This window comes from Povalibacter sp., assembly GCF_036520495.1.
In the GTDB taxonomy this organism is placed as follows: domain Bacteria; phylum Pseudomonadota; class Gammaproteobacteria; order Steroidobacterales; family Steroidobacteraceae; genus Steroidobacter.
Window position 1 is genome coordinate 1 of sequence record NZ_DATDJO010000032.1, and the last position, 12,927, is coordinate 12,927.

The window sequence follows — 12,927 nt, forward strand, 5'->3', positions numbered from 1 at the left end:
GCTTCGCAGCGGCCTCTTCCGTCCCCCTCCCTTTATCAGGGGCCGAAACCCTGCACTTAGACGGGAAGATCAGAACTTGTAACGAGCGCCGATGGCATAGCGCGCACTCTGATCCTCGAGTCTCACCAACTGCTTCGACGAGCGGCCGTGCAAGCGCACATCCTCGCCAGTGAGGTTGACGCCTTCCAGCACAAATGAGAGATGCTCGTTGAGGGTATATCCCACGCTCGCATCGATCTGGTAGTACTCGTCGACGTAGAACGGATTTCGCCACTGGCCCTGGTTGGCTTGCGTCAGGAACTCATCGCGCCAGTTGTACGCGATACGAGCCGAAATGCCGTACTTCTCGTACATGAGCACCGCGTTCGCGGAGTCGGAAAGACCGAGCAGCGCGAATTGGTTCACGTTCGGATCGCCAGCATTGTCGAAACCCACATCGCCCTTGACGATCGTGTAGTTCGCCAGAACACCGAAGCCGGACCCCCCGAAGAAGTACTGGCCGCCGAACTCCCAACCGTGGATGTTCGCTTCCTTGTTGTTGATCGGCTTCTGGACCGCAAAGATGTAGTCCGGATCGTCGGCGCGTGTGACCAGATCGAACTCAGTTGCCCAGGCCACGTGCTGTTCGTTCGTGCCGTTGTAACTGCCTGAACCGCCCGCCCAGAACACACCGTCACCGTCGGTGAAGCCATCGGGATGCTCCATCATGGCCATCATCGTAAACAGCGCCGAGTCGTCTGCCGCTCCGCCGAGCGCAGCAAGTGCAGCCTGCGCGCGCGGACCTCCGGTCTGGTCCTTGATGTTCCCCCCGCCCAGACCGACGAGCGGCTCATTGAACACGCCCTGGCCGATGAAGTTCACGATGTCCTTGTCGAACCAACCCACGGACACGTAGCCGTTATCAGAGAAGTACCACTCCAGAGAGAAGTCGAGATTCGTCGACTCCAGCGGCAGCAATCCAGGGTTGTTGGCGGTACCCGTCGCCTGGAACCCGTTCAGGGAAGAACCGCCCGGTGTATTCGCGTCGACCGCCGCGGTCAGTTGGCCGTAGTTCGCGCGCGCAATGGTCTTGCTGTACGACACGCGAGCTTTCAGCGAATCGAACACTTCGATGTCGAAATCCAGATTCGGCAGCACGTTGGTGTAGTTTGCAGTTTCGGTACGCGTCACGGTGTCCGCAACAGAACCCGACTGTGTCTGCTGGAAGTCGTTGTCGTCCATCCAGGTGAGGTACTTTGTCGGCAACATGCGCGAGGTCGCCGTGACATCAGTCGCCTCGTAGCGTGCGCCCACCAGAAGGTTTGCTGCACGCGTGCCTACGTCGGCATGGAAAGCCAACTGGGCGTAGAACGCAGTGGTCTTCTCCTCAACGATGTCATTCGTTCCAAAGCCCGGGTTGTACCGCAGCTGACCATCTGGGGCGGCTTCTTCGCTCCAGTCCCCATAGCCGTTTGCGAACGCCCACTGAGCAAGCTCATTCGCGTTGCCTTTCCAGCCGCCGGACGGAGCGCCCGCGGTCGAGTAGTCGTCAAATCCGCCCGTGAGACTGTACTGCCTCATCAGGGCCACCATGTCCGGAACGGTGCCTGCATCGCCCACGCCCCAGTCACCGAGAGCCATGTAGCCTCCCGAGGATCGCGAATGCATCTCCATATCGCGAGTTTCCAGGCCGAACTGGAAACGACCCTCGTCGAAGTCCAGCGTGCTACCGGCACGGAACTGCTGGATCGTGGTCTCCTGTCCCTGGTAGTTGACGCGCAACACCTGCGTCCCCATCGACTGATCGTTGAATGCGACGTTATCGTTGCCGCCGGTGCCCGCCAACATGGCATTGGTATCTGCAAACAACGTGCGTCCCGCAATCGGCAGGCCATTGTTGAAGGCGAACACCTGGTCCCATGCATTCTCCGAGTTCTGGCAGATAGGCGTTGCGTCGAAATCAGCAGCACCCGGATAGAACGCGAGGCAGTTGCCCCGGGTCTTGCCCGCGACACTGAACGTGGTTTCACCGCCGCCAGTGATCGGATCGTTCGGCAGGCTGCGTGCTTTGGAATCGTGGAAATCGATGTCCACGCTGATGCGATCGCTCACCGCCCAATTCATATTGAAGCCGAAGGAGCTCAGATCGTTCTTCTGCTCGCGGTGCTGCTGCTCGTAACCGAAGTCCTTTGCGGAGCCCGTGTGTTCTTTGAGAAGCACCGGCGTTGCGACCGCTTCATCCGTATCGAATTCCATATAGTAGAAGCCGTTGCGCTGCAGCCAGGTCGTCTGATCGCCGCGATCCTCCTTGAGCTCCTGGAGCGCATAAGTATAGTCGGCGGTCAACGTCATCGAATCCGAAGGCGCAAACTGGACGGTCAGCTGCCCATTGCTGCGTTCGCTCTCGCGATCGGAATAGTGATAGCGGATGTCGTTCGGAATGCCGTACAGCTGCCCCTCTTTCGGCGCATTGACGATCGTCGCTTGCACGAAATCGTCAGCCCCCGCAGTCGAACCGTAGACGGTGCCGTTGTTATTGACGAACAACGGCGCCGAGCTCCTGTTGTCAGCGAGGTTCGTGCGCCAGGGCTGGATATGCCAATCGTTCACCGACGAACCCGCGGCGCTGCTGTCACGCTTCTGATAGCTCGCATTGAGACTGACACCCCACGTTTGGTCGTCATTCGCATAGCTGAAAATACCGGACAGCTCCGGGGTGATCTCATCGCCCGCATCGACGTTCGTGTCGTAGATACCTTTTGCACCGAGATTGAGCAGCATGCCGTCATTATCGAACGGCCTGAACGTCTTCACGTTGACGGTCGCACCGATGCCGCCCGTCGCCATATCGGCTTTGCCGGTCTTGTAGACCTCGAGACCGCTGATGCCATCCGCGGACAAGTTAGCGAAGTTGAACGAACGATTGCCCGCACCGACGCCGCCAGCAAGGACCGCACCGTTCGCATAGGCGTCGGCCGTTGGCATCTGTCGACCGTTCAACGTCACGAGGTTGAACTCTGGACCGAATCCGCGCGCCGTGACGACTGCGCCCTCGCCGTTACGGCGGTCAATGGACACGCCCGTGATTCGCTGCAGCGACTCTGCAAGGTTGGTATCCGGGAACTTGCCGATGTCCTCGGCGCTGATCGCATCAACGACGCCGATGGCGTCGCGCTTGATGTCCATCGACGCTTCAAGGCTGCCCCGCAAACCGGTCACGATCACCTCTTCGAGGGCGCCGGAACTAGGTGAGGTTTTCTCCTGTGCGTAGACATGTGCGACGGGTCCAGCCGCCAGAATAGCTGCGATTGCCACCGATAACTTGTTGTGTCTGATCATCTCTGTTCCCCTGACGTTCTAGTAAAGAGCTGGTCTGGAATATACGAATGAACGCGATAATTTATGCTCAACGGACGTGAGATCTTGGCGAGAAGGCTCGCAATGAGCCCGCCGCATTCTGAAAAGCGAACGCATGAGCACGAGCCTCTTTGCTCGCCGAATAGGTGCTGCACGCCTGTGCCGCGATTGGCAGGCGCGCGAAGATTGCTGGAGGACGGCGACGTGTCGAGGCGATCGACACATTCGGGCTGTACGCCGGGCGCAGCTCGAATGAAACAAAGAGTCGAGGCTTGCGCATCGTTCTCTCCCCCATAGCTCTCGGCTGTTGTTTTTTGCTATCGCTCGGTCAAGCCGAGCCCATCGACGGGATTCATGATAGCGCTCCCAAATCCAGAAACGCAATCGCTATCGTTGATCTTACATCGGTTGCGCGAAAACGCCCTCTGTTGCGCCGCCAAAGAAACCGCGGGTCCTGTCGCATGCGCAGCAAAAAACCGCCTTCTCCGTTCTCGATCGGCACTCCCCGTCAGAACCCTTCGATAGCTGCGTCACTGTAACCATTTGACCGCTTTCCCGGATCAAGCTAATGATAGCGATACCATGCAGCCTTTACCCAGCTCGGCGGCATGCACAAATATGACAAGTCATTGCGTCAAGGGGGGATGAGAATGAATCCTTTTGTGAACAGCGGACTGCGAAGCACGATCGCCTGCACGATGGGTGCCGTACTTCTGATGGCCGGCTCAGCTCACGCGCAGAGCAGCAAGCCGGTCTACAAGAATGCTTCTATCCCGGTCGAGGAGCGCATCGAAGACCTCCTTGGTCGAATGACGCTCGAAGAGAAGCTCGCTCAGATCACCACCGTTTGGGGGCAGAAAAATCAGTTGCTCGATCGCAACGGTCAATTCGATCCCGGTGCGGCGCGCCGCCTGTACCCGGCAGGCATCGGACATTTCGCACGGCCGCAGGATCGACAGGAAGTGGGCAGCCCTTACAAGACCGCATTTCGTGACGAGCGCGAAACCGTGGAGCTGGTGAATGCCATTCAGCGCGACGCAACCCGGAATACGCGACTGGGCATTCCGGTGCTGTTCCATGAAGAAGGATTGCATGGGTACGCCGCGCGCGGTGCCACGCACTTTCCGCAGGCGATCGCACTTGCGAGCTCATGGGACCCCACCCTGCTCGAACGCGTGTTTACTGTTGCGGCGCGGGAGATTCGCGCCCGCGGCGTGCACCTGGTGCTGGCCCCGGTCGTTGACGTCGTGCGCGATCCGCGCTGGGGGCGCACGGAGGAGACGTATGGCGAGGATCCTTACTTGGTCGGCGAATTGGGGGTCGCCGCCGTCCGCGGCTTCCAGGGCACGACGATGCCGTTGGCGAAGGACCGCGTGTTCGCGACCCTGAAGCACATGACTGGCCACGGGCAGCCGGAGAGCGGCACGAACATCGGACCCGCCAACATCTCCGAGCGGATCCTGCGCGAAGTGTTCTTCCCACCATTCCAGGCCGCGATCGAGCGCGGCAATGCGCAAGCCGTCATGCCCTCATACAACGAAATCGATGGCCTTCCCTCGCACGCCAACCGCTGGCTGCTGCACGATGTGCTTCGCGGCGAGATGGGATTCACAGGGCTGGTCACGAGCGACTACTTCGCGATCAAGGAACTGATCGACGTGCATCAGACGACGACGGACCCGACGACCGCGGCCGTGCGCGCCCTCAAGGCGGGGGTCGATGCGGATCTGCCGAATGGCGAGTCCTACCCGCTCCTGGCGGGAGCATTGGCGAAAGGCCTGATCTCGCAAGAGGAGATCGACGAGCCCGTTCGCCGCATGTTGCGCCTCAAGTTCAACGCCGGTTTGTTCGAGCAACCGTTCGCTGATGCGAAGTACGCCGAGCAGATCACAGACAATGCGGAAGCCCGGGCGCTCGCCCTCGAGGCCGCGCAAAAGTCCGTCGTGCTGCTCAAGAACGATGGCACGTTGCCATTGCGACGTCAGTCGCTGCGCAAGCTCGCGGTGATCGGGCCGAACGCGGCACATGCCGACATGGGCGGCTACTCGAACGTGCCGACCCGGGCGATCAGCGTTCTGGACGGAATTCGGTCCAAGGTTGGCCAGAACATCGAGATCGTCACCTCCGAAGGCGTTCGCCTGACGGAGAAAGGCGATTGGCATGAAGACGAGGTCGTGTTCGCCGATCCCGCACAGAATCGTGTGCGTATCAAGGAAGCCGTGAGCGTCGCGCAGAGTGCCGATGCGATCGTTCTGGTGATCGGCGGCAGCAGTGTGATCTTTCGGGAAGCGTGGGCCAGGAATCACCTCGGCGATCGGCCTGACCTCGGGCTGTTCGGCGAACAGGGCGAACTCGCTGCAGCCATGTTCGCACTCGGCAAGCCGGTGGTCGTCGTATTGATCAACGGCCAGCCGTTGTCGATTCCGGAAGTCGCCGCGAAGGCCAATGCCATCGTCGAAGGCTGGTACCTCGGCCAGGAAGGCGGCACTGCGATGGCCGATGTCCTGTTCGGGGACACCAATCCGGGCGGCAAGCTGCCGATCACGATTGCGCGTTCAGTCGGGCATTTGCCAGCCTTCTACAACTACAAACCCAGTGCTCGCCGTGGTTACGTGGCCGAATCGGCGGCACCGCTCTTCCCTTTCGGCTTCGGCCTTTCGTACACGACCTTTGACGTCAGCGCGCCCCGCTTGTCTGCGAGTCGCATTGGCCAGGACGACTCGGTAAAGGTATCCGTCGACGTTCGCAATACGGGCAAGGTGCGTGGCGATGAAGTCGTTCAGATCTATGTGCGTGATGTCGCAAGCTCGGTGACCCGTCCGGTGAAGGAGCTCAAGGCATTTCGTCGCGTCACGCTCGAACCGGGCGCGGCAACGAGCGTCGAGTTCACCCTGGACAAGAAAGCGTTCGCGTTCTGGAACGAGGAGATGAAATACGTCGTGGAGCCGGGTGAATTCCAGATCATGAGCGGGTCTGACTCGGAAAATCTGAAGTCGACGACGCTCGAGATCGCCGCCGCGCCGAGTTCGAGTTCGAGTTCGAGTTGATGGCAGACCCACGAAATGATCGTCCAGGATCAGATCCCCTCCGACGGTGTGGCCGCGAATGGCACCGAACAGGGCACCCGCTATCGTTGGCGAATATGCGCGCTGCTGCTCGCGGCCACGACGATCAACTACATCGACCGTCAGGTCTTGGGAGTACTGGCGCCCGAACTGCAGCGGACCTTCGCGTGGAGCGAATCGCAATACGGATACATCGTCACTGCGTTTCAAGCTGCCTATGCGATCGGTCTGGTCAGCGCGGGCGCGATCATCGATCGGCTCGGCACGCGAATCGGATACGCATTGGCAGTCGCCGTCTGGAGTCTGGCCGCGATGAGCCATGCGCTGGCCGGCAGTGTTGCAGGCTTCGCCATCGCACGCTTCGCGCTGGGTCTCGGCGAAGCGGGCAATTTTCCTGCCGCACTCAAGACCGTCGCCGAATGGTTCCCGAGGCGTGAGCGTGCATTGGCGACGGGCATTTTCAATTCCGGTTCGAATATCGGTGCCATCGTTGCACCACTGACCGTGCCCATCGTGGCCGTGACGTTCGGCTGGCAGGCGGCCTTTCTCATTACCGGCGTCCTGAGCGTTACCTGGATCGTCGTGTGGCTGAGCGTCTATCGGTCTGCTGATGACCATCCCGGCGTATCGCCACGTGAACTCGCATTGATTCGCAGCGACCCCGCCGAGTCTGCTGTGCGCGTGCGTTGGAGCCACTTGCTCCGTCATCGACAGACATGGGCTTTCCTGATGGCGAAGCTTCTGACTGATCCGATCTGGTGGTTTTTTCTGTTCTGGTTGCCCAAGTTCTTTCACAGTGAACATGGTCTTTCGTTGCTGGGACTGGGAGCACCGCTGGTTGCAATCTACGTCATGGCCGATGCGGGCAGCATCGCCGGCGGCTGGATTGCCGGCCGATTCATCAAACGGGGCTGGAGCGTGAATCGGGCGCGCAAGACCGCAATGCTGATCTGCGGTCTCGCGGTCGTACCCGTCGTCTTCGCCGCCAACGTAACCAGCCTATGGCTCGCCGTTGGCCTGGTGGGCCTGGCAGCAGCGGGTCATCAGGGCTGGTCCGCAAATGTCTTTACGTTGCCATCGGATATGTTTCCCCGACGCACCGTTGCATCGGTCGTGGGGATCGGCGGGTTCGGTGGTGCAGTCGGCGGCATGTGCATCGCGACCTTCACTGGCCTTTTGCTCGAAACCACCGGCAGTTACGTACCGGTGTTCATCATGGCCGGCGCGGCGTACCTGCTGGCGCTGTTCATCGTTCATCTGCTCGTGCCTCGACTCGAACCGGCGCGCATCGCCTGATCGGCATCGGTCACACCGATTGCCGACTCAGCGGATCGCGATAACCGGCATGCGAAAGTCGCTTGCCTACTCAGGAGCCTTCCAGCCGTGACCTCATCCGTCCCTCAACCTTCCCAGTTCGAAGAAGCGTTGATGCACAAGATCACCTGGAAGCTGCTTCCATTGTTGTGTCTGTGCTTCATGGCTGCATTCCTCGACCGCGTGAATGTCGGCTTTGCGCGCGAGGAACTCGTCGCCGAGCTTGGCATGAGCAACGCCGTGTACGGTTTGGGCGCTGGCCTGTTCTTCATCGGCTACTTCCTGTTCGAAGTCCCTTCGAACCTGATCCTGGAGCGCGTCGGCGCACGCATCTGGATCGCCCGCATCATGATCGTCTGGGGCATCGTATCTGCCTGCATGATGTTCGTGCAGTCCGCAACGTCGTTCTACGTTCTGCGGTTTCTGCTGGGCGCCGCGGAAGCAGGATTTTTCCCCGGCGTGATCTTCTATATCACGCAGTGGTTTCCCGCAGCGTACCGGTCCCGCACGATTGCCGTGTTCATGAGCGCAGCAGTGCTCTCGGGCATCGTCGGCGGACCGCTCTCGGGACTGCTGTTGCAGATGGATGGAATGCTCGGAATGCAGGGCTATCAGTGGTTGTTTCTGATCGAAGCCTTCCCCTCGATTATTCTCGGCGTCATCGTGTTCCTCTACCTGCCCAATGGGCCCGGTCAGGCACGTTGGTTGAACGATGCGGAGCGTGCGTGGTTGCGGGAACGCTTCGACGACGACCTCGCGCAACAAGGCGTTGCGCCCCAGGTACCCTTGCTGCGGGCGCTCACCGACCCGCGCGTTCTGCTGTTGTCCCTGGTGTACTTCCTGATGGTGGTCTCCGCCTACGGCCTCGACTTCTTCATGCCTACGCTGCTGCAGCAGGCCTTTCCCGATGCTGCACCGCTTACTATCGGCTGGCTCGCAGCGTTGCCGCCCTTGTTTGCGTTGGTGGTGATGGTGCTATACGGCCGCTCGTCGGACAGACATGGCGAGCGACGTTGGCACTACGCGTGGGCAGTGTGGTGGGCCGGTGCAGGACTCATTCTGGCCAGCCTGCCGGTGCCGCCGCTCGTCGCAGTGATCGCCATGGCGATCGCCGTGTCGGGTCGCTGGAGCTCTATCGCACCGTTCTGGGGGCTCTCGACCGCCTTTCTCCGCGGCACGGCCGCCGCAGGTGCCATCGCATTGATCAATTCGATCGGTAACCTCGGTGGGTTTGCGGGGCCGTACGTCATGGGCTGGCTCAAGGACGTGACCGGCACGTACGAGGCAGGACTGCGTATCCTCGCGGGCGCCGCATTCCTGAGCGGTGCGCTGGTGATGTGCGTGCGACGGCACGCCCATGAAGGGATCGCGCACGTCGCGCCAGGAGAACCAGCCCTTCCAGCGGCTGAGCCAAAATGACGCGGCACGGCAGTACTGTTTTTCTCAGCCGCGTTTGACCACTCTGCCTGTGCGCGCCGCTTCATAGATGCTCATCATGATGCTGACGTCGCGCAGACCTTCCTCACCCGGCGCCAGAAACGGCTGATCATCGATGATGCTGCGCGCGAACGCATCCAGCTCGACGGCGAAGTGATCTGTTGCAGGAAATGCAATTGCCTTACCGTCGCTGCGCTCGCCGCGAATGCCGGTGTAGTTGAACGCAGGATCGAGGGCAAACCAACCACGCTGTGCGTGCGCGCGGATTCGGCCCATTCCATTGGCATTGTACGTCGTGCTGCAGGTGGCGAGGCGACCGCTCGGGAAACGCATCTGCCACACGATCGATTCGTCCACCTCACGAAACATCACCGGATCGGTCTTCGTCTCGATGGCAGAAATTTCGATCGGCTCCTCGCCGCTGATATAGCGGGATGCCTGTAGCGCGTAGACACCGACATCCATCAAGGCACCGCCGCCGGACAACTCGCGTCGCAAGCGCCATTGTTTCGGATCGCCAGCGGTGAAACCGAATGAGGCTTCGATGACTTTCACATCGCCGAATTCACGCTCGCGAGCAAGTCGCATCATCTCCAGGTGATGCGGCTCGAATTGACATCGATAGCCAACGCCGAGCTTGCGACCTGCCTTTTTGCACTCATCGATCATCTGCTGGCAACGCTCGACAGAAATCTCCATCGGCTTTTCGCAAAATACATGCTTGCCCGCACGCGCAGCCTTGATCGTGTGTTCGGCGTGCAAGGCGTTGGGCGTCACGACGTAGACGACATCGATGTCCGGATTGTCGATCATGCGATCGAACGTGTGATAGTCGTAGACGTTCTTCGCCGGAATGCCGTACTGCGCCTGCCAACGTCTGGCTTTCTCTGGCGTACCGGTAACGATCCCCGTCAGCTTGCACAACCGGGTCTTCTGCAGCGCCGGCGCTATCTGGTTCGTACTCAGGCTGCCAAGACCACAGAGCGCCACACCAAGCGGCTTCTGCGGTCCTGCCGCGCGGGAGCCTGCAACCATCATCAGAGACAAAGCGCCGCCCGCGCCTACGACAAAGCAGCGTCGAGAAGTGGTCGTCATGATGCTTACCTCGCCTGAGCGATCGTGAATTTCTGCGCCTGCCTGATGTCACGGCTCGAACTTCCGATCTGCACTTCATACGTGCCCGCATCGACGACGTATTTCTTCGCCTCCGGATCGTAACGCCGCAGATCCTCCTCAGGTCGCACCGGGAGGCTCACTTGCCGCGACTCGCCAGGCGCGAGTGTCACCCGCTGTATTCCGCGCAAGTCCTGTTGTGCCCGCGGAATGGTTGATCCCAGGGGACGTACGTAGAGCTGCACAATCTCATCCGCCGTGCGCTTGCCGGTATTCTTCACGGTGACCGTTACCTGCAAGGTTCCCTTCGCATCGAGTGACGGGCGGTCGAGCGTCAGGTTCGAGTACTCGAACGTGGAGTAGGACAGGCCGTGGCCGAACGGATACAGCGGCTCGCCCTTGAAGTAGCGATACGTGCGTCCCTCCATCGAGTAATCATCGAATGCGGGCAGCTTCTCTGTTTCCTTGTAGAACGTCACCGGCAAGCGGCCCGAAGGACTCACATCGCCGAACAGGACATCGGCTACTGCATTGCCACCGCGCTGTCCCGGATACCACGCCAGCAAAATCGCCGACGTATTTTGCTGCGCCCAATCGACCGCGAGCGCCGAACCACCCGTCAGCACGAGCACGATCGGCTTGCCGGTCGCATGGAGGCTTTCAAGCAATTTTCGCTGACTGCCCGGCAGACGCAGATCGGTACGGTCGCCGCCGGCAAATCCCGGAAGTTGGACCTTCATCTCTTCACCTTCGACATCACCTGTCAACCCGCCGACGAAGACGATCACATCGGATGCACGCGCTGCTTCGAGCGCTTCTTCAGCAGGCGGCGTGGCGCCCGGACGACGCCAGCCGAGGCGAATCTCCGCGTCACGGATTTCTTCGAAGAACTCGAGCCGCAGGTCATACGCCCTGCCTGCCTGCAGTTCGATCGGGGTACTGACGCTGCGTACGCGTTCATTCGATTTCCAGCCGTCCACGAGTTCACGGCCATCGATGAACAGGCGAAAACCGTCATTCGCTCCGACGACGATTTCGTAGCGGCCGGTGACCGGTGGCAGCAACTGTCCGGTCCAACGCGCGCTGAAGTCATCGCCTGACAGAGCTTGCGCTTCGGGCAGTTCGCCTCGTGCAGCCAGGTCATCGGTCGGCGCACCGCGATCCCAACGAAATGCCACGCGACTGTCGATTCGCCTCAACACGGGCGTTCCGCTCAACTCCTTGCCGCGAAAGTATTCGGCTTTCAGCCCCCGTTCGGTCGAGCCTGCTTCAGGACGAAGGAACTCCGCCTCGATGATCGGCGCTGCGCGCGGCTCCTCGCGACCTTCGACGAGATCGGCGCCTCGCGAATAGACGATCTGGGTGCGTGAACCCGCCGCTTCGCGAATGCCTTGCAGTATCGTGACCGGCGCTGCGGGCGTGCCGTAGTAGTTGCCGAGCAGCGACATGACTTCGTCTGCCGTTGGTCCAATCACTGCGATCTTCTTGATGTCACGCGACAGCGGGAGCATGCCGTCGTTCTTCAACAGCACGAGCGATGACTGCGCAGCACGTCGTGCAAGCGCATCGTGCGCCGGGGCCTGATTCACCGAGTATGGGATTTGTGCCCATCGCACGCGTTCGACAGGATCGAACATGCCTAAACGGAATCGGGCTTCCATCAGACGGCGGACCGCCAGGTCGATGTCGGCTTCCTTGACCAGCCCTTTGCGTACGGCAGGGATCAATGCGTTGTACGTTTCCCCGCAGTCGAGATCGCAGCCCGTCTTCACACCCAGCGCCGCCGCCTCCTCGGGCGTCGCGACGATCTTGTGGTACTTGTAAATGTCTTCGATCGAATCACAGTCCGAAACGACATAGCCGTGGAAACCCCAGTCCTGCCGCAAGATCTTCTGCAGCAACAACGTGCTGGCTGAGGCAGATTCGCCGAACACGCGGTTGTACGCACCCATCACCGATGCAACCTTGCCCTCCTGCACGAGCGCCTGAAACGCGGGCAGGTAGGTCTCGTAGAGATCGCGCTCGCTCGGATGCACATCGAAGTGATGTCGATCCGCCTCGGGCCCGCTGTGAACGGCGAAGTGCTTTGCGGTGGCATCGACTTTCCGATATTTCGGGTCATCGCCCTGCAGACCGGTGACGAATGCGACGCCCATGCGCGCCATGAGCCACGGATCCTCTCCGTACGTCTCCTGCCCTCTTCCCCAACGAGGATCGCGGAAGATGTTGATGTTCGGCGACCAGAAGTTCAGTCCCTGATAACGACCATGCATTCCACGGCGCGCGAACTCGTGATGCTTCGCCCGACCTTCATCGCTGATGACCGTTGCGACTTCATGCATCAAGGCAGGATCGAAGGTGGCTGCCAGTCCGATCGCCTGTGGAAACACAGTGGCTGCGCCTGCGCGCGCCACACCGTGCAACGACTCATTCCACCAGTCGTAAGCAGGCACACCCAGACGAGGTATGCCCGGATTCGCATTCCCGAGATGCGCGACCTTCTCCTCGAGTGTCATGCGGGAGACGAGATCCCTGGCGCGTTCCTCGAATGGCAGGTCGAGGTTCCTGAATGCCGGTTCTGCCGCGTACGCAAGCGAACCGCTCAGCAGCGTGATGCCGATCAGCCAGACTTGCGTGTGCCTTCGGTAGTTGAACATCGTGT

The 12,927-nt window shown here is 60.5% G+C and carries 6 protein-coding genes; 3 read left to right on the forward strand and 3 right to left on the reverse strand.

Going from position 1 to position 12,927, the window contains the following annotated elements; all coding sequences use genetic code 11:
• Positions 1-69 precede the first annotated feature (69 nt).
• The gene (locus tag VIZ63_RS11505) at positions 70-3,294 is read right to left on the reverse strand and encodes a TonB-dependent receptor (RefSeq protein WP_331609757.1); all 3,225 of its coding nucleotides are present in this window, start codon (positions 3,292-3,294) and stop codon (positions 70-72) included.
• Between the two features lie 686 nt (positions 3,295-3,980).
• Here VIZ63_RS11505 and VIZ63_RS11510 point away from each other — a divergent pair.
• The 3 genes from VIZ63_RS11510 (at position 3,981) to VIZ63_RS11520 (ending at position 9,134) form a co-directional block, all read left to right on the forward strand.
• On the forward strand, positions 3,981-6,383 hold the full coding sequence (locus VIZ63_RS11510; RefSeq protein ID WP_414703794.1) for a glycoside hydrolase family 3 N-terminal domain-containing protein: 2,403 nt from the start codon (positions 3,981-3,983) through the stop codon (positions 6,381-6,383).
• A gap of 15 nt (positions 6,384-6,398) precedes the next feature.
• A complete protein-coding gene (locus tag VIZ63_RS11515; RefSeq protein ID WP_331609759.1) occupies positions 6,399-7,697 on the forward strand; it encodes an MFS transporter in 1,299 nt (432 codons plus the stop codon).
• Between the two features lie 87 nt (positions 7,698-7,784).
• Positions 7,785-9,134, forward strand: coding sequence for an MFS transporter (locus tag VIZ63_RS11520; protein ID WP_331609761.1), 1,350 nt, complete (start codon positions 7,785-7,787; stop codon positions 9,132-9,134).
• A gap of 24 nt (positions 9,135-9,158) precedes the next feature.
• On the opposite strand, the gene VIZ63_RS11525 is transcribed toward VIZ63_RS11520, so the two are convergent.
• Both VIZ63_RS11525 and VIZ63_RS11530 read right to left on the reverse strand, forming a co-directional pair.
• Positions 9,159-10,247 carry a Gfo/Idh/MocA family oxidoreductase gene (locus VIZ63_RS11525; RefSeq protein WP_331609762.1) on the reverse strand — a complete coding sequence of 363 codons (1,089 nt, stop codon included), beginning with the start codon at positions 10,245-10,247 and terminating at the stop codon, positions 9,159-9,161.
• A 5-nt stretch (positions 10,248-10,252) separates the two neighbouring features.
• Positions 10,253-12,922 carry a glycoside hydrolase family 3 C-terminal domain-containing protein gene (locus VIZ63_RS11530; RefSeq protein ID WP_331609763.1) on the reverse strand — a complete coding sequence of 890 codons (2,670 nt, stop codon included), beginning with the start codon at positions 12,920-12,922 and terminating at the stop codon, positions 10,253-10,255.
• Positions 12,923-12,927 lie beyond the last annotated feature (5 nt).